We start from the raw sequence: 24,570 nt of genomic DNA on the forward strand, positions 1-24,570 counted from the left end.
TGTCCCGATGAATGAGCAGCTCGATCATTATTGCGAACGCATGGGGGCAGAGTTCTGGGCTGAGCCACTCAATGCTGTGACCAACGCCGCATTTCTTGTGGCGGCTCTCTTCGCGTTCCTGCTGTGGCGAAGAAAAACGCCGAATGATTGGGTTGGACTGGCGCTGATTTTAATCGTTTTGGCGACAGGGATCGGATCGTTTTTATTTCACACTTTTGCGACCCGTTGGGCTTTGCTCACCGACGTCATCCCAATCGCACTCTTTATCCATGTTTATTTGCTTTTTGCGCTGCGCCGATTTCTTGGACTGCATTGGGTGGTTAGTATCGCCATCGTGATTGGGTTCTTCGTTTTGTCGCCGATGGTCGGTGAAATTTGGGCGCCGCTGGTGGGGTCGTCGGCCGGATATTTGCCGGCGTTGCTTGCGATTTTTGTCGTCGGCGGCTTTTTCCTGCCAAAGAACCGTAAACTCGCCATCTGGGTGCTCGGAACGGGCATCGTGTTTGCGCTGTCACTTACCTTCCGCACACTCGATTCTACCCTTTGCGACAGTTTTCAGGCCGGTACGCATTTTATGTGGCATATCCTGAACGGTGTTGTGCTGTTCTCGCTGTTACGGGTTCTCATTTTGCATCGTGCCGGTTAAACCCGTCACTAAATACGAAGATATGCCAAGGCTCTAGGTAGTCCGGAAGAACACAACGAGCTTTGACAAAACGAAAATAGGGACAGGAAAGGCGGTTCGGGATGAGTGACACAAAGCCGACAAGCGGCAGCGATTTGACAGAAGCAGCGCTGTTTTTCCATGAACATCCGCGTCCCGGCAAGCTGGAAATCCAGGCGACCAAGCCACTTGGCAACCAGCGCGACCTGGCGCTTGCCTATTCGCCGGGCGTTGCAGCGCCTTGCATAGAGATTGCGAAGGATCCGCAAAAGGCGGCCGACTACACGGCACGGCAAAACCTCGTTGCGGTGATTTCAAACGGAACCGCCGTGTTAGGGCTCGGGGCGATCGGGCCGCTCGCTTCCAAGCCTGTCATGGAAGGCAAGGCTGTACTGTTTAAGAAATTCGCTGGGATTGATGTGTTCGATATTGAGGTCGATGAACGGGACGTTGACCGCTTCGTTGATGCAGTCTCTGTTCTCGAGCCAACCTTTGGCGGCATCAACCTGGAAGACATCAAGGCGCCGGAATGCTTCATGATCGAAGCGAAGCTGCGCGAGCGCATGAATATTCCGGTGTTTCACGATGATCAGCACGGCACGGCCATTATCGTTGGAGCGGCCGTTCGAAATGCTCTGGAACTTGCGGGCAAAGAGTTAAGCGAGGCTAAGATCGTAGCTTCTGGCGCCGGCGCTGCTGCGCTGGCATGCCTCAACATGCTGGTATCCCTCGGGGCCAAGCGTGAGAACATTTGGATCACGGATATTGAGGGGGTTGTCTATGAAGGGCGTGAGGCCCTCATGGACGAGTGGAAAGCCAAGTTCGCCCAGAAGACAGATAAACGGACCCTCTCAGAGGTTATCGATGGCGCCAATGTGTTTCTTGGATTGTCAGCCGGCGGTGTTTTGAAACCTGACATGGTTGCGAAAATGGCCGATGGCCCCTTGATCCTCGCGCTGGCCAATCCCACGCCGGAAATAATGCCGGAAGAGGCAAAGGCCGTCCGCTCGGATGTTGTGATGTGTACAGGACGGTCCGACTACCCGAACCAGGTCAACAACGTTCTTTGTTTTCCCTACATATTCCGCGGCGCATTGGATGTCGGGGCGACAACCATCAACGAAGAGATGAAACGGGCAGCTGTCGAAGCGATTGCCGGGCTGGCCCGTGAAGAACCATCTGACGTTGCGGCCAAGGCGTATGGCGGAAAAACCGAAACCTTTGGTCCGCATTATCTTATTCCTTCGCCATTTGATCAGCGCCTTATCCTGCGGATCGCCCCTGCAGTCGCTAAGGCGGCCATGGACAGCGGCGTTGCAACGCGACCAATTGAGGACTTTAACGCCTATTTGGACCGGCTGAACCGGTTTGTGTTCCGCTCCGGTCTGATCATGAAACCGATCATTCAAGCGGCGTCTCAAGATCCCAAGAAAATTATCTATGCCGAAGGCGAAGACGAACGCGTACTGCGTGCAGCTCAGGTACTTATTGAAGACAAGATCGCGCAGCCGATTCTGGTCGGACGTCCAGAGGTCCTGCAAGCCCGTTGTGAGCGGTTCGGTTTGAAAATACGCCCCGGCGAGGACTTCGAATTCGTCAACCCACAAGATGATCCCCGCTACCGGGACTATGCCGAGGAATACTTCAAGTGCGTTGGACGTAAGGGCATGCCGCCCAACGCGGCACGGACAGTCGTGCGCACTAACACGACCGTCATTTCTGCTCTGGCTGTACGCCGTGGCGATGCGGATGCGGCGATCTGTGGACTGGAAGGCAGGTTTATCCGGCATCTTCGCGACATCAGGCAGATCATCGGCATGCGCGAAGGTGCCAAGGATCTTTCTGCGCTGTCATTGTTGATCAACTCGCGCGGAGCCTTGTTCCTGACTGACACGTTCGTCTCTGAAAACCCGAGCGCCATCGAACTTGCCGAAATGGCTGATCTGGCAGCTGAGGAAATCCACCGGTTTGGCATTGAGCCAAGGGCGGCTCTGCTGTCGATGTCGAACTTCGGTTCCCGGGACACAGAATCCTCGCGAAAAATGCGCGAGGCGCTTGATATTCTCTGGAAGCGCTGCCCTAACCTCGAGGTGGATGGCGAGATGCACGGCGATTCCGCGTTGAGTGAAGCTTTGCGGGAGCGCGTGATGCCGGACAGCCGGCTGAAAGGCGAGGCAAACCTATTGCTGTTTCCAAATTTGGATTCGGCCAATATCGCGCTGAACCTTTTGAAGGTGGCAACAGAAGCCTTGCATGTCGGACCGATCCTGCTGGGCACCGCAAAGCCGGCACATATTCTGACCCCGTCGGTCACTTCGCGCGGTGTGGTCAACATGTCTGCTCTTGCCTGCGTTGAAGCGCAGCAGGGCCGTGAAATCAAGCCATGAAACGTCGAACATCCTGCCAGAATTAAAGATGATAGTGCGCCGGCTTCGAGCCGGCGCTTTTGTATAAAGTTAAAGGTCAGATCCACATATGTCCAAGCTCCCGACCAGACCGCCCGAGAATTGCAATACAAAACAGCACATCCGCGCCGAGATCGACCGGATCGACCAGCTCTTGCTCAGCCTATTTGCAGAGCGGCAAGGCTATGTCCGTCGCATGGCCGAGATCAAACAGAACCCGGAAGAAGCATTCGATGCCGAACGGATCGAAACAATGGTTGCGGATATCAAGACACGGGCTGCGGCGCTTGATCTTGAGCCGGAGCAGGTTGAAGAGGTTTGGCGGTGTTTGATCGATTGGAACGTTGCTTACGAAAAACGGACGATTTTGCGTAGGTTGAACAGTTCGAAGAAGTAAATATCGCAAGGGCCGGGCTGGAAGCGCCGCCTATTATGCCTATTTCCAGCATAGCTGGTGGTGCCAAGCTTCGAGGGAGATCCAATGAGCGCGAGAAATCGAGTTGCCGGATTAGTGGGCGGGTTCAGGCAGACGGCGACAATGTTTCTGCTTGCTGTCGGCATGGGCACCATCCCCGTTCAATCTGCCGCGGCTCAATCCTCTGTCAGTCCGGAGGTTGTTGTGGATGGGCTGTCGTTTCCTTGGGCTGTGGCTTTTCTTCCCGAGGGTGGTTTTTTGATCACCGAACGTGACGGGGCCCTTAAATATGCCAGCCCGGAGGGTGCAGTTTCGGATGTGCCCGGAAGCCCGGAAGTTTTTAGTCAGGGGCAGGGTGGTTTGCTTGATATCGCCTTGGCACCTGATTTTGACCAAACCCGCAACGTTTTCATGACGTTTTCGCAAGGTTCTCCCGAAGGGGCGGGAACGTCTGTCTTCAAAGCCGTTCTCGTTCCAGTCGGCGAGGGCTACAGTCTTGAAGATGGCGAGACGATTTTTAGGGGAAACAACCGCGGTTTTGGTGGCCGGCATTTCGGCTCACGCATGGCGTTTAAAGACGATGGAACGCTGTTCCTGACAACGGGTGACAGGGGAGATGGTCCGCGCTCGCAAGACACCATGGACCATTCAGGCAATGTTCTGCGCATCAATCAGGACGGCAGTGTTCCTTCCGACAATCCTTTTGTGCAAACCAGCGGTTATCTGCCCGAAATCTGGTCGACCGGGCACCGTAATCCGCAGAGTGCTGCGATCAATCCAGCCACCGGAGAGCTGTGGACTGTCGAACACGGTGCCCGTGGCGGGGACGAAGTGAACCGGCCGGAAGCCGGCAAGAACTACGGATGGCCTGAAATTTCTTATGGCCGCCATTACTCTGGCGGCAAGATCGGTATTGGCACGAGCGCGCCTGGCTTCGAACAGCCGCTCTATTATTGGGATCCATCGATAGCACCATCGGGCATGGCCTTCGTCACGAGCGATCTTTATCCGGATTGGCAGGGCGACCTGTTGGTCGGGGCCTTGAGGGGGCAGCATATTGCTAAATTGTCGTTGGATGGCACCGAAATTACCCGCGAGGAAAAACTGCTTACTGATCTGGCCGCGCGGATCAGGGATGTCCGCCAGGGGCAGGACGGGATGATTTATGTGCTCACCGATGATGATCCGGGCAAGCTTCTGAGACTGGTGCCGCAAGCGACCCAGTAACCGAATGAACTTGACTTTAGGCCGTACAACAGCGATACGGCGGGGTATCCCGCCTGCCGCGTGAGCAGCGTGCGCCGTCTTGCTGAAGTCAAACGGTGCCAACGGGCCCGGTCTCATGAAAGACCATTTCTCAAAAAAGTTCCCATTTCACGCGGGGTTCTGCCGGCGGTGCGGCCATGAAACAGTTCGGTTTCTGGTTAGGGTCATCGCCGCAACCGCTTCGCGGTCCTGCCATTGGCAGCGCCGGATGTAGGTCTGTTCGCATAGCGTGAGCAGGCACACGATAAAGGTATGACCTTGACTGATTTTCGCACACTGGGCCTCTCTGACGCGGTCTTGAATGCAATCGCTGCCAACGGCTACGACACCCCAACCCCCATCCAAAAAGACGCTATCCCGCATGTTCTGAAAGGGGAGGACCTTATTGGACTGGCCCAGACCGGGACTGGGAAAACGGCCGCATTCGGTTTGCCGCTGGTGGACCAGCTTCTATCAAACCCAGGCCGGCCCGCGCCGACGGGTGCTCGCGCCCTGATCCTTGCGCCAACCCGCGAGCTGGTCAACCAAATTGCAAAAAACATCATTTCATTCGTCAAGGGCACGCCGTTGCGTGTCACGTCGGTGGTTGGTGGCGTGTCGATCAACGGTCAGATCAAGCGTCTTGCAAAAGGCACTGACATTTTGGTTGCAACTCCCGGGCGCCTGCTTGATCTGGTCGATCGCCAAGCCGTTCGGTTGGACACAGCCTCTTTTCTCGTTCTGGACGAGGCCGACCAGATGTTGGATCTCGGCTTTATCCATGCGCTGCGAAAGATCTCCAAACTGGTTGCAAAAGAGCGTCAGACCCTTCTGTTCTCGGCGACGATGCCGCGGCAGATTGAGGATCTTGCACAGACCTATCTAACTGATCCGGTCCGGGTTGAGGTGGCCCCGGCTGGCAAGACCGCGGACAAGATCGCGCAAACCGTCCATTTTATGGATCAAAAAGCGAAGACCGGTTTTTTGATCGACCTGCTTTTTGGGCGGCCCAACGACATGTCTCTGGTGTTCTGCCGCACGAAACATGGCGCGGAGCGCTTGATGAAAAAATTGGTGGCTGCCGGTGTTTCTGCAGGGTCAATCCACGGCAATAAAAGCCAGAACCAGCGTGACCGCGCGATCAAAGGGCTACGCGAGGGGAGCATTAAGGTTCTCGTGGCAACCGATGTGGCTGCACGGGGGATCGATATCCCGGGGGTTAGCCATGTCTACAATTTTGAACTTCCAGAAGTTGCCGAAGCCTATGTCCACCGAATCGGCCGGACTGCGAGAGCCGGGGCGGAGGGTGATGCCGTTGCTCTTTGCGCGCCGGAGGAATTTGGCTTACTGCGCCAGATCGAAAAACTGATCGGCTTCACGATTGAAATCGCCAGTGGTGAGCAGCCAAGCGCTCGTTTTGAATCCGCAAAGCCGGCACGCAAGGGGCGCGGCAACGGATCAGGGCGCGGTGGCGGAGCCCGGCCCGGTGCGGCCAAGCCAAAGGCGTTTGATGAGCGTAAAGGTCGCCGCAAGCGCAACTTTTCAAAGCGGGACGCTGCCTGATCGCTAGGAGCTCAGGATGAGCTGATCCAGGATATTGCAACCTTAGCGGAAAATGATGTGAAATTTTTCATACTGTGAAAAATTATATTGATCTTTCCGTTAAGGTAAACTACAAAGCATCCAACGGAGCGTGATGAACCTACTGTTCTTCGCTCAGCAGCCACAGTGGCTGCAATAGCGACGGCGCGGAAATCATCCGCACGCTGACGTCTCCGGAAAACATATTAGAAAGATATCAATGGGACCGGCCCAAGGTGGGTAACAACGTCGGTTTGCATTGAATCCAGCTTGTGGCAGCGGGTCGGAGGCGCGACCAGCGATGACAAACGAGGGGCAAAGCTCCCAACGTGGCCGTTCGCTCCGGACAACCGCGACCGGACAATTGTGCATACGCGCAATATTCGGAAAATGACCCATCGGCCGCAAGACTACAGCGCCGGGAACAGATGTTCCTGGCGCTGTATGTTTTTCACCACGTCCCTACATGTTGGGATAATTTGGCCCGCCCGCGCCCTCAGGTACCGTCCAGGTGATATTGCGGTTTGGATCTTTTATGTCGCAGGTTTTGCAATGTACGCAGTTCTGCGCATTGATCTGAAAGCGAGGCGCATCTTCCCCCTCTTCGACCCATTCATATACGCCGGCTGGGCAGTACCGGTTCGAAGGGCCTGCAAACACGTCGTGCTCTGACAGTTTTTGAAGGGTTTCGTCCTTGACCTTAAGGTGGATCGGCTGATCTTCCTCGTGGTTGGTGTTTGACAGAAACACAGAAGACAGCTTGTCGAAAGAGATCACTCCGTCTGGTTTCGGATATTCGATTTTCTTGCAATCTTTCGCTGGTTTGAGGCTTTCAGCATCGGATTTGCCGTGCTTCATCGTGCCAAAAAGCGCCACTCCAAACAGCTCGTTCGTCCACATGTCGAGCCCGCCCAGCGCGATGCCTGCCCATGTTCCAAACTTTGACCACAGAGGTTTGACGTTGCGGACGTTTTTCAAATCGCGCCCGATTTCGCTCTCACGCCAGGCAATGTCGTAGTGTGCGAGTTCGGTGTTCGCTTCGCCGCGTCCCAGCGCAGCCATGACTTCTTCTGCAGCCAGCATGCCGGAAAGCATGGCGTTGTGTGATCCCTTGATCCGCGGAACATTCACAAAACCGGCCGAGCATCCCATGATTAAGCCGCCCGGGAAGGACAGTTTCGGCACGGATTGATAACCGCCTTCGGTAATCGCGCGCGCGCCATACGAGATGCGCTTCCCGCCCTCGAAAGTTTCGCGAATGGCCGGATGCGTTTTAAACCGCTGGAATTCGTCAAACGGCGACAGCCAAGGGTTTTGGTAATTCAAGTGTACCACGAACCCGACGGCCACCTGATTGTCCTCCAAATGGTAAAGGAACGAACCACCACCGGTCTTGCCATCAAGCGGCCAGCCAAATGAGTGTTGAACCAGACCCGGCTGGTGCTTTGACGGATCTACCTGCCACAGTTCCTTGATCCCAATACCGAATTTCGGAACATCGCTGTCGCGGTCAAGACCGAACTTTTCGATCAGCACCTTTGCGAGCGAACCGCGTGCGCCTTCACCGATGAGCGTGTATTTGGCTTTAAGCTCCATGCCGCGTGTGAACATCGCATTGGGTTTTCCGTCGCGACCAATTCCCATGTCGCCGGTCGCTACACCGGCCACACTGCCATCCTCATTGTAGAGGATCTCGGCAGCGGCAAAGCCGGGATAGATTTCAATCCCCATGGCCTCGGCTTTTTCGGCCAGCCAACGGCACACATTGCCAAGGGACACGATGTAATTCCCGTGATTGTTCATAAGTTTCGGCATGAACAGGTTTGGTAGCCGAATGGAGCCCGCTGGGCCCAGAACCAGGAAGTGGTCGGCTGTAACTGGCGTCTTGAACGGTGTGTTTTCTTCTTCGCGCCATTCGGGAAGCAGTTTATCAACTGCGATGGGGTCAACAACAGCGCCAGACAAAATGTGGGCACCAACTTCAGAGCCCTTTTCCAGAACGACGATGCTGATTTCTTCGCCTTTTTCGTTCGCGATTTGTTTCAGCCGGATCGCTGCTGCAAGACCTGCCGGACCCGCGCCAACGATGACGACGTCGACATCCATGCTTTCGCGTTCACCAAGGGCGTTGTCTTCCGCCATTGCGTTCTCCCCTCCTTTTCCGGTTCCGCCGGTATTCCTCTATTTGCATCATTTTGCGGCGCAAAACACGACATTTAACGTCGTGCTAACACCGTATTGCTCAGCTGTCGGCCACATTTGGCCCTGATAGACCCGACAAGACGCTTTTCGTCAAGCAGTAGAATAACCTTTACGTAAACGTAATATAGCGTCTAGATCCAGTCTGCAAGACGTCAATCTGCCTCATGCAAAAAAACGGGAAGATCAACCGGCTGAAGCTGAATGTGAACAACAGGCCTTATCCACACGCGCTTTTACAAGGGAGCAAACTGTCGTATTGAGGGTTCGGAGGCCCTGTGAACCACAACGAACCGATCCTTGGCGAACTCGAATCGCTGCTTGAGTTTTATCAGGCTGCGGGCGTTGACGCATGCCTGACGGAAAACCCTCTGGACTGGTTTGAGGAGAGTGCCCGGCAGACCACGAAACGGTTGCAACATGGTCATAACCCGCCCCGGGAGACTGCCGAACATGCGGAACGGCCCCCGTCGCGACAGCCGTCCGGCTCCAGTGTTATGCCGGTTGGTGCAGCTCCGTCCGTGCAAGGACCGGCAACAGGTCATACAGCCACCATACCAGATGCGGCAGTTGTCGAATCCGCTCGTGACGCGGCGGCTAAAGCGCAAAACCTTGAAACGCTCTGCAGCATTCTGGAAGAGTTTGAGGGCTGTAATCTAAAGCTGTCCGCAAAAAACCTCGTGTTTGCTGATGGGGTGCCCAACGCAAGGCTGATGTTGGTTGGGGAAGCGCCCGGCCGCGACGAGGATCTGCAGGGCAAACCTTTCGTTGGGCGCTCCGGGCAGCTTCTAGACCGCATGTTGCACGCGATCGGACTTGATCGCACCAATGTCTACATCGCCAATGTTGTTCCCTGGCGCCCACCAGGAAACCGGACGCCGACCCCGCAGGAAACGGAAATCTGCAAACCCTTCATCAAGCGCCAGATTGAACTGGCCAACCCGGATATGCTTGTGTTTTTGGGCGCGGCATCCGCGAAAACGCTGCTTGGCGTGCAAGACGGTATCCGTAAAATGCGCGGCCGGTGGATGACTTACGACCTGAATGGCCGAACCATTCCCTGTGTTGCCACCTATCATCCAGCTTATTTGCTCAGGAGCCCGCTCGAAAAACGACTTTCCTGGCGGGATTTTCTGAGCATTCGCTCCAAGCTGCATAAGCAAGACAATGAGCATATCTAACGTGTGCTCGCGGGCGAACCCGCTAGCTAGGCTCGTTTTTCGAAGTGAAAAAGGCTAACCCTTCGGATTGTTCCGGCGACGTTAAGATGTGCTTAGGAGCATAGTGCGTAGTGTCCGCGCTCGATAAAGTAGAGGGTGTGGTAGGCATGCTGTCGAGTGCTGCGGAATTTGACGATCTTTTACCGGCTCAGATTGTGGACTTGAGCAATATGAGTCATATCGAAGCCTATGCCTACTCAGTGTCACCCGACGGGTGCTGGATTCTGTCAGATGAGATTGATCAGCTGAACGAGCGGATCGGCCTCAAAATCGAAGGCTATCAGGACCTCATCCGCGGCAGGATTGTGGCCTTGTCCGATCAAGGCGCGCAAATCGCCTTCCAGGCAGAACGGAAGCTTCTCCACAATGAAAAGCGAACCGAAGTGCGGCGCGCGGTCTGGATGACGGCAAAGATCACCTGTATTGACCTTGAAGACGAAATCCAATGCCAGATTGTGGATGCAAGCCGGTCGGGCTGCCGCATTGAAGCCGATCGCGTTTCGGAACTGCCAAACGATATTTTCCTGTCAATTGCCGGTGTCAAGACTTGTGTCAGTGGCACAATTGTTTGGCGGAACGGCCAACAGGCGGGCGTGCGCTTGAATTGGCCGTTCGAAAATGGTTTGAAGGCAGGCGTGAAGGGGCAAACACATCCTCGCCAGCCCGATGAAACCACTGAAAAGCGGCCGAAGAAAAAGCGTTTGAGCGCCTTCGGCGGGTAACCTCCCTCTGGATTTTAATCTGCTAGCCAACCGGCTTGTGGAAAATTCCGTAACGTTAGAATTGAAAAGCTCCGCGCAAGCCTGAACGGCGACTCTTGTCTTTAACCGCCGTATTTAAAACGATTGCTTGCAGGCAGCCGTTCCGGGTGCGCTTACACCGTGCTTGGTCGACACAAATGTCCTGCGGCATGCTTTTTCAGGGCAGCAATGGACAATCTGGTCGATCACATTCCCCCACATGCGATATTGTCGGTGCTTGTTGTCGATCTCGGCGACCTGACTTGCATTGAGGCATCCGCTTCTGACTTTTGCGCCGAGGGCTGCAAAGTTACGTCAAACAAAATTGCCAAAATCAACGATCTGATTGGTCTTCGGGTTACCGGCCTCGAAAAAATGATCAAAGGCCGCGTGGTCACGTCCTCAGAGGACTGGGCTGAGATAAAGTTTGAATTTAAGAACACTGAAGTTAGGGAAAGGCGGCGGGAACGAAGGCGTCAAGTGCGAATTCCAGTAACCGTAAGCAATCGTGCCCGTTCGATTTCTCTTGAGTGCCTGATTGTGGATGCCAGTCCCTCAGGGTGCCGGTTGAAAGGCGCAGACCTCCACTATCTTCCCGACGAGGTGTCTTTGAAAATCGTCGGCCTCGATCTGCCGGTAAAAGGACAAATTGTCTGGCGCAAAAGCCACTTCGCAGGCGTAAGGATGCTGTGGCAATTCTCAAGCAGCGCGGAAGTTGCCAAGAAATCCGTCGTCCAAGGCAATGGCGGGTTAGGTTCCCCGAACCTCCCGAAAGGATGAGTGTATCTCTTTATTCCTAGGCGTCCGGCCCCTATATCCGTCGCAGACCAGATGGAATGTGGAGCCTTTCGTGTCAAACCCTTTTCGCCGCCTTCTGCCGAAATCCATGCGTAATGACGGCCCGGTCGTCCCAGTCGTCCGGCTGCAGGGACCTATTGGGATGGCAACCCCCTTGCGCCCGGGAATGTCGCTGGGTTCTGTGGCCCAGCCGCTTGAAAAAGCGTTTTCAATGAGAAAGGCGCCGGCCGTCGCGTTGATTGTCAACTCGCCGGGTGGATCTCCCGTCCAGTCCCGTCTGATTTTCCAACGCATTCGTGATCTGGCGAAAGAAAAGGAAAAAGAGGTACTCGTTTTTGTCGAGGATGTCGCTGCGAGCGGTGGCTACATGATTGCTGTGGCCGGGGATGAGATCATCGTCGACCCGTCCTCGGTTGTCGGATCCATCGGGGTGGTGGCTGCTGGCTTTGGCTTCACCGAACTTATTGAAAAAATCGGCGTTCAGCGGCGGGTTTACACTGCCGGTGAAAAAAAGGTCATTCTCGATCCGTTTCAACCGGAAAACGCAGAAGACATCGAATATTTGAAGAGCCTGCAGGCGGAGATCCATGAAACATTCACGGATCTCGTCAAAGAGCGGCGCAAGGATGTTCTCAGCGACGATAAAGACATCTTCAGTGGCAAATTCTGGACCGGACGTTCCGCGCGTGATCTTGGATTGGTCGACTCTATCGGAGACCTGCGAGGGACGCTCAAGAAGCGATTTGGCGAAAAAACCGAAACGCGGCTTATTTCCGCCCCTCGCAGCTTGTTTGGACGGCGCAGCGGCGCGGGAGGTATTTCCGCTCTCTCAGGAGAGGCGATGAGCGGTTTGGGGGATGATCTTATTTCAGCCGCAGAAACCAGAGCAATGTGGATGCGCTTTGGGCTCTAGAAGAGTCCTTCGCTTACTGTGTTATGAGGCTTCCAGGATCGGGTACGATTATGACTGAATTGATTGGCGTTGCTGCTTTGGCTGTCGGGGGATACTGGATCGTCCAGCGCATGAAGCGTAAAATGGCCGAAGTTGAAAACAAGTTGTCCAAGGCGGCGCGGGATGCACAGGGCGCGGACCAGATGCCCAGTCTCGTTCTTGACCCGGAAACCGGCCGGTACAGGCCGCAACGTTAGACCCCTGTCGTGAGCCGCTGGACCGTCCTGCCTGCCGGCTGGAAAGGCAGGCGCTGACTTGCAGCCTTGACCTCGGCGAATGTCCGTGGCACCTGTCCGGCAGTCTGGCGCTCGGCCGGATTTTCTATCAATTTTGGACGTAATTCATGTCGACACAGGATCTTCCGGCGCATATGCGGCCGGAAAACTCGTTTCAAGGCCTTATTCTAACCCTGCAACGCTATTGGGCGGATCAAGGGTGTGTGGTTTTGCAACCTTACGACATGGAAGTGGGCGCTGGAACATTTCACCCGGCCACAACGCTCCGCTCTCTCGGTCCGCGCCCGTGGAAAGCAGCCTATGTTCAGCCCTCGCGACGGCCGACCGATGGCCGGTATGGTGAGAATCCGAACCGACTGCAACATTACTATCAGTTCCAGGTGATCCTGAAACCGTCACCAGCCAATCTTCAGGATCTTTATCTGAATTCCCTTTACGCAATCGGTCTTGATCCGAAGCTGCACGACATTCGCTTCGTCGAAGACGATTGGGAAAGCCCGACGCTTGGCGCGTGGGGCCTGGGCTGGGAGTGCTGGTGCGACGGTATGGAAGTCTCGCAGTTCACCTATTTCCAGCAGGTTGCCGGCTTTGAGTGCTCCCCTGTTTCCGGGGAGCTGACTTACGGCCTAGAGCGTATCGCCATGTATGTTCAGGGTGTCGATGACGTTTATGACCTGAATTACAACGGCATGGAGGGGGCGGACAAGGTCACCTATGGGGATGTCTTTCTGCAGGCAGAACAGGAGTATTCCCGCTACAACTTCGAGCACGCAAACACGGAAACCTTGTTCCAGCACTTCAAGGATGCGGAAAATGAGTGCCGCGCGATCCTGGAAGCCGGGGCGAAAGCACGCGATGCAGCGGGTGCAGCTGTGCATCAGGTGGTGTTGCCCGCCTATGACCAGTGCATCAAAGCCAGCCACGCATTCAATCTGCTGGACGCCCGCGGCGTGATTTCGGTTACGGAGCGCCAGAGCTACATCCTTCGGGTACGCGAACTTGCAAAAGCTTGTGGCGCGGCGTTTCTGGAGACCGAAGCCGGCGGAGTCGGGTACCACAATCAGGCTGCTGAGTAGTTGTCACCGTTCTCCGTCAATGAGGCTTAGACGGCACAGTTTGAAGGCGGGCCATAAAAGATGTGCCAAAAGTGTGTTCCGGATTACGGTTTGGCGCTTATTAAGAGCCTGCTCGTCCACCGCTGATGACATTGTTGTGAGCTGAGGCTAGCCTCCGAACAACGCGCCTTCCGGAGGATGTCATGGCAACCTGGTTTATACTTGCAGCGCTGATCGCGCTCTCGCTGTTTGCGATCCTGCTTTACAATGCTCTGGTCAAAAAGCGCCAGATGGTTGAAGAAGGGTGGAGCGGAATCGACGTTCAGCTCAAACGCCGCAACAATCTCATTCCAAATCTTGTCGAGACGGTTAAGGGCTACGCCAGCCACGAACAGTCCACGCTGGACGCTGTGACGCAGTTACGCGCTAAGGCCGGCGGTCTTGCCAAGGACGATGTTGCGGGGCGCGCGAAGGTTGAGGGAGAGCTCAGTCAGGCGTTGGGACGGTTGTTCGCTGTTGCCGAAGCGTATCCGGACCTGAAAGCCAGCCAGAATTTCTCGGATCTACATGCCTCTCTGGATGAAATTGAAAACGCCATTCAGATGGCCCGGCGCTACTACAACGGCGCCGTAAGAAACATGAACGTTGCGGTGGAGAGCTTTCCTTCCAATCTCGTGGCCAGCCAATTCAAGTTTACGAAGGCAGAATATTTCGAGATCGAAGACGAGGCCGAACGCGCCGTTCCCAAGGTTACTTTTTAGGAGGGCCGGCCAGTGCGGTTTTCTCGGATTGCCTCTCACCTTTTTGCCCTTGTCGCTGTTTTATTTCTAACGGGTGCCGGGGTCGCGGAAGAGCGGATCCTCCAATTCCACTCGGATATGGAGGTGCGTACTGACGGACAGTTGCTCGTCACCGAACGGATCACGGTTCGCGCAGAAGGCAATCAAATCAGGCGCGGAATTTTCCGCGACATCCCTCTGCGCGCCCGTGATGCCAACGGTTGGATATACGAGGTTGGTTTTGAACTTCTGGATGTGGAACAGGACGGTCAGCGTGCGTCCTACTTCACTGAAGACAGCGCATCGGGCGTCCGGATATACATTGGTAGATCCAACGTCTTTCTCGATCCGGGCAAGTACACATACACAATCCAGTATTTGATGGATCGTCAGGTCCGCTTTTTTGGCGACTATGATGAGATCTACTGGAACGTAACGGGGAATGAATGGGCGTTTCCGATCGATCAAGCGAGCGCCCGTGTCACCCTTCCGGAGGGCGCCGAGGTGATCCAGTATCAGGCCTACACTGGCGTGTTCGGAGCGGATGGATCGAATTATGAGGCCGAAGTCGATCAGGCCACGGGGCAAGTCGTCTTCCAAACCATCCGGCCGCTGCAAGCCAACGAGGGCATGACCGTTGCAGTTGGATTTCAAAAAGGGATTGTTGCTGAGCCCGCTGGCACAGAAAAACTGTTGATGTGGCTTCAGGACCAAAGAGTCTTCGCGATCGGGGCATCAGGTGTTCTTGTTTTGAGCATCTACTACGTCTTCACTTGGTGGCGGGTCGGCCGCGACCCTGCTAAAGGCGTCATATTTCCGCGGTTCAAAGCGCCGGACGATATCTCCCCAGCTCTTGCAAACTACATCACCAACCGCGGGATCGAGGGTGGCCGCTGGACAGCGCTTACAGCTGCTTGCTTGAACCTTGCCATCAAAGGCCGCCTGCAGCTCAATCAGGATGGAAAAACCATGGTTCTGGAACTGCCGGACATGGTTTCGAGCCACCAGCGCGGCGAGCTTCCAAAGGGGGAAGCTGTTGTCGAAGACTATTTGCATGGTCGTGGAGCCCCGCTCCCGCTCGACAAGGAAAATGGCAAGTCGGTAAGCGCGCTGGGCGACAAGTTTGTCGGCGCAATCTCAAAGGAATACCGGGGCGTCTATTTCCGCAGAAACGGCCTCTACCTGCTTCCGGGTCTAGCCATCAGCATTTTGACGATTGTGCTGCTGATCCGCTTTGGAAACCTGAGCGAGCCTCAATTTGTCCAGGCCTTTCTTTTCGGCTTCTTCACGATCTTCGCCATTGCGATATCGTTCGGCTTGTCGATTCTTGTTCAATCACTTCTGGAGGGCCTGTCCGGCAGCAGACTGCCTGCCTTGGGGTATTGGCTGGTTTTTGCCGTCATCCTCGGCAGCTTGATCTATCTGGTAAGCTTGCTTGTGTCGTTCATGCTCGGAAGCCCACACGAAATTCCGCTGCTTCCGGTTTTCGTGCTCAGCATTGTCGCTATGTTTTTCGTTTACGCGTCGGTTATTGATGTTCCCACGGCCCACGGCCGGCAGGTGATGGACGCGATTGACGGCTTGAAACTGTATTTGTCCGTAGCCGAAAAAGACCGGCTGAACATGAGTGATGCGCCGGACATGAGTGTTCTGCATTTCGAAAATTTGTTGCCCTACGCCGTTTCGCTCGGGGTTGAGAAGCCGTGGGCCACTCATTTCGAGACCTGGCTGTCCAGCGCAGTAACGCCTCAAGCATCTCAAGGTTACCAACCGAGTTGGTATCGGGGACCCGATTTCGACAGCCGCAACATTTCACGCAGCATAGGGACGACAGCGAGTGCCATGGCGGGGTCGTTCCAGTCTTCACTGCCCGTGTCCAGTTCGTCCAGCTCCGGATCGTCGGGTGGCGGGTCGTCGGGCGGCGGCGGGGGAGGCGGCGGCGGCGGAGGCTGGTAGCCCCGCCACGTTCTAGATTGCAGTTTTCTTCTGGTCGGAAAACAGCGGGCTTATATCAGATGAGGGTTGAGCCCCTTCCGGAACGGTCTCGTTGTCGGGAAGCTCGTTTTGAAGCAGTGTAGTGATGCCTTCCGCCGACTTTGCTGCTCCGAAGAGGAACCCTTGGCCATAGTGGCAGCCCTGGCTGTTGAGCTTTTGCAAGATTTCCGGCTGCTCGATGCCTTCGGCCACGACATCAATGTTGAGGCCGTCGGCAAGAATCAGGATTGCCTCAACGATCGCAGCGGACTCCTTGTCCTCGTTCATCTTGAGCGTAAAGGACTTGTCGATCTTAACTTTCTGGATGGGGAAGTCCCGGAGATAGCTGAGACTTGAATGGCCGGTACCGAAATCATCCAGCGCAATTGAAATCCGCGCCGCAGTTAGTTGTTCCAAAATCGTTTTCGCAGACATCGGATTCTTCAAGAGGGACGTCTCAGTGATTTCCAGAACCAGCCGGTCCGGCGCCAATCCGGTTTCCGACAGGATCGAGATTACCTTCAACGGCAAGGTTGTATCCTGAAGCTGCACCGGAGAGATGTTGAAGTTAAGGCACATATGGTCCGGCCAGGTCTTGGCAACTTTACAGGCCGCACGGAGCAAATGCTCGGTCAGATCGGTGATGATCCCGCAGTCTTCGGCGATAGGGATAAATTGCTTTGGGGCAACCTGCCCGAAGTCCCGGTCGTTCCACCGGGCCAGCGCTTCAAAGCCGACAATAGTCTGGTTCGTGAGGTCGAGAATCGGCTGGTAATGCGCTTGCACTTCGTTTTTCTTGATGGCCGCACGGAGCCGTTGCTCGAGCAAGGTCCGATGCAGGATCGATGCATCCATATCCACTTCGAAGAACCGGAAAGACGATCGACCAGAAGTCTTGGCGCGGTAGAGCGCGATATCCGCGCGACGAAGCAACTCGGTCGCAGAATAGCCGTCATCGGGAAAAATGGTTATTCCAATACCGGTGCCGACGCTTACCTTGCGTGCTCCGAGCTCAAAGCTCTCCTGAATTTTTGTCAAGATCCGTCGTGCGATTCCCGCAGCCTCGGATTTGTCTGCCAGTTCAGGAGTGACAATCGCAAATTCATCGCCGCCAAGGCGCGCGACCAGACCGTCCGGGCCAACAGCTGCAGCGAGACGTTCCGCAAAGCTCTTGAGCAAATTGTCGCCAAACGCATGGCCATACACATCGTTGATCGGTTTGAAGCCATCTACGTCAAGCATCATGATGCCACGGTAGTGTCCTACCTTGATCGACGAGGTCATGGCCGGGAAGACTTCTTCGAACTTGCGCCGGTTTGGTAGCCCAGTAAGAGCGTCATGTTGCGCCAGTTCCATCGCCTCCCGATGCGCCCGGCGCTGTTTGGAGAACTGGCGGCGCATGTAAGCGTATTGCCAAGCCATCGCGGCGAAACCGGCAACCGTGAAACATACAGCGAAGCTGAACAAAAACTCGGCTAAAGTATGAGAGATGCCGGAGTGTGGCATATGCTCAAGCGGGTGCCACAGCGACAGGGCATAGCTTGCACCGAGCGTGACACAAAACAGGCCTCCAAGCACCCAAGACTGACGATTTGCGACGATTTTCGAAAGCTTCACTGACCGGATCCAAACACGAGCAACGCAGACGTCAAACAGTGTTGCTGTTTTTCCTTGAAGAAACGTGAAACAACCTCCGGTACTCACATGACTTAAAGGAAGGATGTGTTTGTCCCCAAAGGGGGTGACAATTCACGGCTGACTTGGTAACGGACGACCCAACAGACAGACGGGCCGCCGCCCTCCGGCCCCGACCATCAAAGGCCGAAAAAAATGCCAGATCTTCTGCTCGAACTGTTCAGCGAGGAAATTCCCGCGCGTATGCAGCGCAAAGCTGCTGACGACCTCAAGTCACTCGTCACAAATGCTCTGGTTGATGCGGGTCTGCACTATGAGGGTGCCAAAGCCTTTGCAACGCCGCGCCGCCTGGCCCTGCATGTGGCCGGTGTACCAGCCGGTTCTGCTGCAACCCGTGAAGAGCGGAAAGGCCCGCGCGTCGGCGCGCCGGAAAAGGCCGTTGAAGGGTTTTTGCGCGGGGCAGGACTTGTCTCCATTGACGAGGCTACGATCCAGACGGATCCGAAAAAGGGCGACTTTTATGTGGCCGTGATCGAGAAGCCGGGCCGCTCCGCCATCGACATTATCGCCGAATTCATTCCGGGCATCCTGCGCAACTTCCCGTGGCCGAAGTCGATGAAGTGGGGCACTACATCAACCCGTTGGGTGCGCCCGCTCCATTCCATCGTCGCCACCTTCGGTCCGGAAACCGAAGAGCCTGATGTCGTGCCGTTCGAGTTTGACGGCATCAAGTCGGGCAAGACCACCCGCGGTCACCGGTTCCTTGCCGACGTCGCCTTCGATGTCCGCCGGTTCGATGACTATGCACCGGCTCTGGAAAAGCACAAGGTCGTGCTGGATGCGGACCGCCGCAAGGAGATCATCCTTGCCGACGCAAAAGACCGGGCACTGGCGCTTGGGCTTGAGCTTGTCGAAGATCCGGGACTTCTGGAAGAGGTTGCCGGTCTGGTCGAATGGCCGGTCGTTCTGACCGGGTCCTTTGATGAGGCGTTTTTGGAAATCCCGGACGAGTGCATTCAGCTGACCATCAAGGTCAATCAGAAGTGCTTTGTGCTGAAGGATCCGAAAACCGGCAAACTTGCCAACAAGTTCGTTCTGATCTCCAACATTGTTGCGCCCGATGACGGCAAAACGATTGTTGCGGGCAATGAAAAGGTGATCCGCGCCCGCCTGTCGGACGCTCAGTTCTTCTGGCAGAGCGATCTGAAAACCAAGCTCAGTGACAATCTGACGAAGCTGTCGGACGTGAAGTTCCACGAAAAGCTCGGCAGCGTCGGCGAACGGGTTCAGCGCTTGATCGCGCTCTCAGCAGAGCTTGCACCGCTGGTTGGCGCGGACGAAGCCAAGGCCAAACGCGGAGCGGAACTTGCCAAGGCCGATCTTGTCTCTGCGATGGTCTTCGAGTTCCCCGAACTGCAAGGCCTGATGGGCCGCTACTATGCGACGGCTCAGGGCGAGGACGCCTCTGTGGCAACGGCGATCGAAGAGCATTACAAGCCGCAAGGTCCGAGCGACAACGTGCCGGCCGATCCGGTCGCGATTGCCGTGGCCCTGGCTGAAAAGCTCGATCTTCTCACCGGTTTTTGGGCGATTGACGAAAAGCCGACCGGCTCCAAGGATCCTTACGCCCTGCGCCGCGCTGCTCTGGGTGTTATCCGGATTGTTCTGGAAAACAATTTGCGCCTGAAGCTGGGGGATCTGATCCTCTCCGCGCTGAAAGCCCAGTCTGCAAAAGCTGATGATGAAGCAGTACTGGTTGCCGACCTTCTTTCTTTCTTCGCCGACCGCCTGAAGGTCCACCTGAAGGACGAGGGCATGCGGTATGATCTGATCGACGCCGTGTTCGCGCTCGAGGGTCAGGATGATCTCCTGATGGTCGTGAAACGCGTTGAAGCCTTGCAGAAATTCGTCTCCTCCGACGACGGCACCAACCTGGCAGCCGGCTACAAGCGGGCGGTGAACATCTTGAAGGCGGAAGAGAAAAAGGACGGAAAACCGGTTACCGGCAGGCCGCACGCGGATCACTTGGCCGAGCAGGCCGAGATTGACCTGGCGGCTGCCATCGACACGGCCCGTGCGGAAGCCGCCGAGGCTGTGAAATCGGAAGACTTCGAAGGGGCCATGGAGGCGCTGTCCAAACTGCGCGCGCCGGTCGACAAGTTCTTCGAGGACATTCTGGTCAATGCCGACGATCCGGCACTTCGGATGAACCGTCTACAGTTGCTCGCCGAAATCCGCGACGCCACCCACGTGGTTGCCGATTTCTCGAAAGTGGCAGGGTAATCCGGCCGGAGCACAATTAAAAAAGCGGGCTTGGCCCGCTTTTATTTACTTCATTCAGCAGCCTGTTGCGCAATACGGTCAACGGGTTTTTCCTGGATCGGCCAGTGGATGATGGCCGCGGCTATGCCAAGGGCAATGCCCATCCACCAGATCGCGTCGTAGGAGCCGGTCTCATCATAGAGTTTGCCGCCGAGCCAGACGCCCAGGAACGAGCCGATCTGGTGCGACAGGAACACAAAGCCAAACAGTGTCCCCATGTAGCGTGGTCCGAACATGACAGCGACAAGACCGGATGTCGGCGGCACAGTCGATAGCCATAAAAGGCCCATCACGGCTGCAAAGACGAGCACAGTCAAAGGCGTCGCCGGGATCATGATGAACAGGAAAATCGCCACCGCTCTTGCTAGATAGATCAAAGCTAAGAAAATCGGCTTCGAATACCGGCCGCCAACGTAGCCCGAAATCAGCGATCCAGCGATGTTAAACAACCCGATCAGCGCGATCGCGGTTGCGCCCCAGGCCGGGTCGAGGGCGAGATCAGCAATATAGGGCGGCAGGTGCACGGTGATGAAAGCGACATGAAAGCCGCAGACAAAGAACCCAATGGTTAGCAGCACAAAGCCGCGCGTTCCGAACGCCTCGGCGATTGCGCTTCTGAGGTTCTGGTCCACTACACCTGGCTGTGCCGCCGGGGCTGCCGACCGCCCGCGCAGTGCAGCGGCAAGCAACGGGAGAAGGAGCATCAAACCGGAAAACACGATCAAGGTGTTTTGCCAGCCGATGTCCTGGATCAGAGTGCCTCCGAGCGGTGCGAACAGGAATTGCCCGAGCGACCCGGAGGCGGTACCGATCCCGAACGCGATCGATCTTTGTTCCGGTGTTACCACGCGGCCAAACGCTGCAAGAACAATTGAAAACGAGGAGAAAGCGACTCCAAGACCAACAAGGACGCCGGCGGATACGTGCAGGGCGACTGCACTTTGCGCGTCGACCATCATGAACAGGCCGCTTGCGTATAACAGGGCGCCGACTGTGATTGTCTTCCAAGTGCCGTAGCGGTCGGACATCATGCCCGCAACCGGTTGGCCGAGCCCCCACATGAGATTCTGGATCGCAATCGCGAGGGCAAACAGTTCGCGGCTCCAGTCACGGGCTTCTGTCATGGGCTGAAAAAACAAACCCATGGCAGAGCGGGGGCCAAAGGAAATCAGCGCAATGATGCAACCGCAAGCGATAACCAGCGGGATGTTCGGCCCCGTGCGCGCAGCTGGACTGTTGGATGAAAAATTCGACATAGGCGCCCCTGATTTTTCGGTTGCCTTACAATACTGTTGTATTCACATTCCAGATAACGATTTTTTGTGAAGTATCGATCAGTTTATGGAATGAATTCAGCGTGCAAATGTCGGTGCAAGTGGCACAGGAAAGCTCGGCGGAGCAGGCTATGAGGACGGGCACGCTGCACCTGCGGTCAAAAAACAAGTAGATTTTCCGTTAGCTGGGTCCTATATAAGCTCATGAAGAGCAAAAGACCGAGGGCGAAAGCCCGTTTTCTTTTGGGAATAATATGCTCAGAACGAGTATAAGTGTCAGGGAGGTCAAGATGACCACGACGCAAACCACGATGAGCCAACCGTTGCGAAACGCCACGGTTCAAACCGCTGCCGATCGCTTTGGCGTTATCGAGCGCCCCGACCTTAATTTCACGCCGGAAGTCGTCGAGGCGACACAGGAGGCGTATGAGAAGGTCAAACACATCATTCCTGCGATTGAATGGGCTGCACTTGCTCCGACAATTCATGCTATCAACACGCTGAAGAAAGAGCGCAACGCGGTCATACTGGCTCACAACTATATGACGCCAGACATTTTCCACGGTGTCGCGGATATCGTGGGTGACAGTCTGCAGCTGGCAATTGAGGCAACACGCACCAACGCGGACGTGATCGTCCAGTGCGGGGTGCATTTCATGGCCGAGACCTCCAAAATTCTGAGCCCAGAAAAGACCGTTTTGATTCCGGACATGAAGGCAGGGTGTTCTTTGGCCGAATCCATCACGGGAGCGGATGTGCGCGGTCTGCGTAAGCGCAATCCTGGTGTTCCGATCATTACGTATGTGAACACCTCGGCTGATGTGAAGGCGGAGTGCGATATCTGCTGCACCTCTTCCAATGCCCTGCAGGTTGTCGAGAGCTTCGGCGTCGACAAGGTCTTTCTGATCCCGGACAAATATCTGGCGGCGAACGTTGGCAACAAGACCGATGTGGAGGTGCTGATCTGGGACGGTGCCTGTGAGGTGCATGAGCGTTTCACCGCGCAAGAGCTGCGCGATTACCGGAAGATCGAACCGGATGTAAAGATCATCGCGCACCCGGAATGTCCGCCAGAGGTTGTTGCCGAAGCCGATTTTGCCGGGTCAACCGCTCATATGATTGACTGGGTCAAAACCGAACGGCCGGAAAAGGTGATGATGATCACCGAATGCTCGATGGCGGACAATGTTGCCAGCGAAACGCCGGATGTGGACTTCATCCGTCCCTGCAATTTGTGTCCGCACATGAAACGCATCACCTTGTCAAAAATCCTCGACTCTTTGGTCGAGATGAAGGAGGAAGTGGTCGTTGACCCGGACGTTGCTGCAAGAGCGCGCGTTGCGGTCGAACGTATGATCAACTTGAAGAGTTGATTTCCGCTCCACTTTTCAAAGGTTTCCGCCGGCCGGCCGGCGGAAGGTCCTTTCGGCCGTCCGGCCATACGAATTCAGGATGTCTCCCATGGCCGTATCGGTTGAGGATTTTGTGCCCGCGCTTATTGGCAAGGATGTCGATGATGTCGTGATACTTGGAGGTGGGCTCGCCGGCTTGTTCTGCGCACTAAAACTTGCGCCCCGGCCCGTGACCGTCATTTCGAATGCTCCTATCGGCCAGGGCGCTTCGTCCGCATGGGCACAGGGCGGAATTGCCGCCGCCGTTTCCGATCACGACACAACGGAAAAACACTGTGCCGATACGATCGCGGCCGGGGCGGGTATTTGCGAAGAAAAAATAGTCCAGCAGATGACTCAGGAGGCAGGCGACCGGATTCGGGATCTTCTGTCTTATGGGGTCCCTTTCGATCAGGATCTTGAAGGCAGGCTGACCGTTTCGCGTGAGGCCGCGCATTCGGAAAACCGTGTCGTCCGCGTGCGCGGCGATATGGCCGGTAAGGCGATCATGGGCGCCATCATCAGCGCGGTGCGGAACACACCGTCAATTCGTATCCTTGAAGGCTATATGGGCGAAAGCCTGATGGGAGAAGGACGTTATGTGACAGGGGTGCTTGCCCGTAAACGCGGCGGTCTCGCCCGGGTAGCATTGCCGGCAAAAGCGGTGGTACTTGCGTCTGGCGGTATCGGCCATCTTTACGCTGTGACGACCAATCCCGGAGAAGCCAACGGTCATGGGGTTGCAATGGCCGCGCGTGCCGGTGCGGTGATCGCGGATGCAGAGTTCGTTCAGTTTCATCCCACCGCTCTGGACGTCGGACGGGACCCGGCGCCATTGGCAACGGAAGCCCTGCGCGGCGAAGGGGCGACATTGGTCAACGCTTCGGGCGCAGCGATCATGAAAGACGTTCACCCAGACGGCGATCTGGCACCCAGAGATGTTGTCGCCCGTGCCATCCACCGGGAGCGCGAGGCTGGACGTGGGGCTTTCCTCGATTGCACCAAAGCGATAGGTGCGGAGTTTCCGGAGCGCTTCCCGACCGTGTTTGCAGCGTGTGAAGCTGCGGGAATCGATCCGATGTCACAACCCATCCCGGTCGCGCCTGCGGAGCATTACCATATGGGCGGTGTTTTGACCGACGCCAACGGCAGAACGTCGCTCGATGGTCTTTGGGCAGCGGGTGAAGTGGCTTCAACCGGTGCGCATGGCGCAAACCGGCTGGCGTCGAACTCGCTCTTGGAAGCAGTTGTCTTTGCGGCACGGATTGCGGAAGACATCCAGGGGCTGATGCCAACCCCACGCAGTGCCTATTGGGCCGATATGGGCGAAGAGACTGGATTGCCGACCCGTCGCAACGCGGAAGAGCGGGCAGCCATCACCATTCTGCGTGAAACCCTGTCAAGAAATGTCGGTGTTGAACGCAACGCCGAAGGGCTGCAGCGCGCCTTAGGTGATATTTTGGCCGCCGAGGCGCAGTGTCAGCGCGATTCAATCAAGAATATGATGGTCACTGCGCGGATCATTGCCGCATCGGCCCTTAATCGTAAGGAAAGCCGTGGAGGACATTTCCGCAGTGATTATCCGGATATTGATCCTGCGCAAGCCAAACGCTCCTACATCACACTGCGTGAAGTGAATGAAATCGCCAGAAACGCTGTCGAAAACGTTTCAACGTCCGCCTGAC

General features: G+C 55.9%; 19 protein-coding genes. 16 read left to right on the top strand and 3 right to left on the bottom strand.

The window, feature by feature from the left end:
- Positions 1–7 precede the first annotated feature (7 nt).
- From JM93_RS10835 to JM93_RS10855, 5 genes are all read left to right on the top strand, one after another.
- On the top strand, positions 8–646 hold the full coding sequence (locus JM93_RS10835; protein WP_145343177.1) for a ceramidase domain-containing protein: 639 nt from the start codon (positions 8–10) through the stop codon (positions 644–646).
- Positions 647–747: 101 nt separating this feature from the next.
- Positions 748–3,051, top strand: coding sequence for an NADP-dependent malic enzyme (locus tag JM93_RS10840; RefSeq protein ID WP_145343179.1), 2,304 nt, complete (start codon positions 748–750; stop codon positions 3,049–3,051).
- 88 nt (positions 3,052–3,139) lie between these two features.
- Complete coding sequence (locus JM93_RS10845) at positions 3,140–3,466, top strand: chorismate mutase (protein WP_145343181.1); 327 nt, start codon at positions 3,140–3,142, stop codon at positions 3,464–3,466.
- Positions 3,467–3,550: 84 nt separating this feature from the next.
- On the top strand, positions 3,551–4,711 hold the full coding sequence (locus JM93_RS10850) for a PQQ-dependent sugar dehydrogenase (protein WP_244300807.1): 1,161 nt from the start codon (positions 3,551–3,553) through the stop codon (positions 4,709–4,711).
- Between the two features lie 297 nt (positions 4,712–5,008).
- Positions 5,009–6,292 (top strand): DEAD/DEAH box helicase, encoded by a 1,284-nt coding sequence (locus tag JM93_RS10855; RefSeq protein WP_145343331.1) that lies wholly within the window; start codon positions 5,009–5,011, stop codon positions 6,290–6,292.
- A gap of 480 nt (positions 6,293–6,772) precedes the next feature.
- Here the strand turns inward: JM93_RS10855 and JM93_RS10860 are convergent, their stop codons facing one another.
- On the bottom strand, positions 6,773–8,452 hold the full coding sequence (locus JM93_RS10860) for an electron transfer flavoprotein-ubiquinone oxidoreductase (protein ID WP_145343183.1): 1,680 nt from the start codon (positions 8,450–8,452) through the stop codon (positions 6,773–6,775).
- 335 nt (positions 8,453–8,787) lie between these two features.
- On the opposite strand from JM93_RS10860, the gene JM93_RS10865 reads away from it, so the two are divergent.
- The 8 genes from JM93_RS10865 (at position 8,788) to JM93_RS10900 (ending at position 16,245) form a co-directional block, all read left to right on the top strand.
- Entirely contained in the window at positions 8,788–9,690 is a 903-nt protein-coding gene (locus tag JM93_RS10865; RefSeq protein WP_145343185.1) for a uracil-DNA glycosylase, read from the top strand.
- A 110-nt stretch (positions 9,691–9,800) separates the two neighbouring features.
- Positions 9,801–10,451: a PilZ domain-containing protein gene (locus JM93_RS10870; protein ID WP_145343188.1), complete on the top strand. Its 651-nt coding sequence runs from the start codon at positions 9,801–9,803 to the stop codon at positions 10,449–10,451.
- Positions 10,452–10,658: 207 nt separating this feature from the next.
- The gene (locus tag JM93_RS10875) at positions 10,659–11,249 is read left to right on the top strand and encodes a PilZ domain-containing protein (RefSeq protein ID WP_145343190.1); all 591 of its coding nucleotides are present in this window, start codon (positions 10,659–10,661) and stop codon (positions 11,247–11,249) included.
- Between the two features lie 70 nt (positions 11,250–11,319).
- Positions 11,320–12,180, top strand: a complete 861-nt coding sequence (locus JM93_RS10880) for a S49 family peptidase (protein ID WP_145343192.1) — start codon at positions 11,320–11,322, stop codon at positions 12,178–12,180.
- 50 nt (positions 12,181–12,230) lie between these two features.
- Positions 12,231–12,416, top strand: coding sequence for a hypothetical protein (locus tag JM93_RS10885; RefSeq protein WP_145343194.1), 186 nt, complete (start codon positions 12,231–12,233; stop codon positions 12,414–12,416).
- 146 nt (positions 12,417–12,562) lie between these two features.
- Complete coding sequence (locus JM93_RS10890; protein WP_145343196.1) at positions 12,563–13,531, top strand: glycine--tRNA ligase subunit alpha; 969 nt, start codon at positions 12,563–12,565, stop codon at positions 13,529–13,531.
- Positions 13,532–13,713: 182 nt separating this feature from the next.
- The gene (locus JM93_RS10895; RefSeq protein ID WP_145343198.1) at positions 13,714–14,271 is read left to right on the top strand and encodes a LemA family protein; all 558 of its coding nucleotides are present in this window, start codon (positions 13,714–13,716) and stop codon (positions 14,269–14,271) included.
- A 12-nt stretch (positions 14,272–14,283) separates the two neighbouring features.
- On the top strand, positions 14,284–16,245 hold the full coding sequence (locus JM93_RS10900) for a DUF2207 domain-containing protein (RefSeq protein WP_145343200.1): 1,962 nt from the start codon (positions 14,284–14,286) through the stop codon (positions 16,243–16,245).
- 12 nt (positions 16,246–16,257) lie between these two features.
- Here the strand turns inward: JM93_RS10900 and JM93_RS10905 are convergent, their stop codons facing one another.
- Positions 16,258–17,880, bottom strand: coding sequence for a putative bifunctional diguanylate cyclase/phosphodiesterase (locus JM93_RS10905; protein ID WP_208995094.1), 1,623 nt, complete (start codon positions 17,878–17,880; stop codon positions 16,258–16,260).
- A 213-nt stretch (positions 17,881–18,093) separates the two neighbouring features.
- On the opposite strand from JM93_RS10905, the gene glyS reads away from it, so the two are divergent.
- Complete coding sequence (glyS, locus tag JM93_RS10910; RefSeq protein ID WP_145343202.1) at positions 18,094–20,181, top strand: glycine--tRNA ligase subunit beta; 2,088 nt, start codon at positions 18,094–18,096, stop codon at positions 20,179–20,181.
- A gap of 50 nt (positions 20,182–20,231) precedes the next feature.
- Here the strand turns inward: glyS and JM93_RS10915 are convergent, their stop codons facing one another.
- A complete protein-coding gene (locus tag JM93_RS10915; protein ID WP_145343204.1) occupies positions 20,232–21,476 on the bottom strand; it encodes an MFS transporter in 1,245 nt (414 codons plus the stop codon).
- Between the two features lie 308 nt (positions 21,477–21,784).
- Here JM93_RS10915 and nadA point away from each other — a divergent pair, with 308 nt between their 5' ends.
- Together nadA and JM93_RS10925 are read left to right on the top strand one after the other, a co-directional pair.
- On the top strand, positions 21,785–22,867 hold the full coding sequence (gene nadA, locus JM93_RS10920; RefSeq protein ID WP_145343206.1) for a quinolinate synthase NadA: 1,083 nt from the start codon (positions 21,785–21,787) through the stop codon (positions 22,865–22,867).
- Positions 22,868–22,955: 88 nt separating this feature from the next.
- The gene (locus tag JM93_RS10925; protein ID WP_145343208.1) at positions 22,956–24,569 is read left to right on the top strand and encodes an L-aspartate oxidase; all 1,614 of its coding nucleotides are present in this window, start codon (positions 22,956–22,958) and stop codon (positions 24,567–24,569) included.
- Position 24,570 lies beyond the last annotated feature (1 nt).

It is taken from the genome of Roseibium hamelinense (assembly GCF_007830545.1).
Taxonomy (GTDB): Bacteria; Pseudomonadota; Alphaproteobacteria; order Rhizobiales; family Stappiaceae; genus Roseibium; species Roseibium hamelinense.

Excerpts from the sequence above, each read along its gene's own strand:
- JM93_RS10835 (WP_145343177.1), top strand. The coding sequence starts at position 8 with ATGAATGAGCAGCTCGATCATTATTGCGAACGCATGGGGGCAGAGTTC.
- JM93_RS10840 (WP_145343179.1), top strand. The coding sequence starts at position 748 with ATGAGTGACACAAAGCCGACAAGCGGCAGCGATTTGACAGAAGCAGCG.
- JM93_RS10845 (WP_145343181.1), top strand. The coding sequence starts at position 3,140 with ATGTCCAAGCTCCCGACCAGACCGCCCGAGAATTGCAATACAAAACAG.
- JM93_RS10850 (WP_244300807.1), top strand. The coding sequence starts at position 3,551 with ATGAGCGCGAGAAATCGAGTTGCCGGATTAGTGGGCGGGTTCAGGCAG.
- JM93_RS10860 (WP_145343183.1), bottom strand. The coding sequence starts at position 8,452 with ATGGCGGAAGACAACGCCCTTGGTGAACGCGAAAGCATGGATGTCGAC.
- JM93_RS10875 (WP_145343190.1), top strand. The coding sequence starts at position 10,659 with ATGGACAATCTGGTCGATCACATTCCCCCACATGCGATATTGTCGGTG.
- JM93_RS10885 (WP_145343194.1), top strand. The coding sequence starts at position 12,231 with ATGACTGAATTGATTGGCGTTGCTGCTTTGGCTGTCGGGGGATACTGG.
- JM93_RS10890 (WP_145343196.1), top strand. The coding sequence starts at position 12,563 with ATGTCGACACAGGATCTTCCGGCGCATATGCGGCCGGAAAACTCGTTT.
- JM93_RS10895 (WP_145343198.1), top strand. The coding sequence starts at position 13,714 with ATGGCAACCTGGTTTATACTTGCAGCGCTGATCGCGCTCTCGCTGTTT.
- glyS (WP_145343202.1), top strand. The coding sequence starts at position 18,094 with ATGCCAGATCTTCTGCTCGAACTGTTCAGCGAGGAAATTCCCGCGCGT.
- JM93_RS10915 (WP_145343204.1), bottom strand. The coding sequence starts at position 21,476 with ATGTCGAATTTTTCATCCAACAGTCCAGCTGCGCGCACGGGGCCGAAC.
- nadA (WP_145343206.1), top strand. The coding sequence starts at position 21,785 with ATGACCACGACGCAAACCACGATGAGCCAACCGTTGCGAAACGCCACG.
- JM93_RS10925 (WP_145343208.1), top strand. The coding sequence starts at position 22,956 with ATGGCCGTATCGGTTGAGGATTTTGTGCCCGCGCTTATTGGCAAGGAT.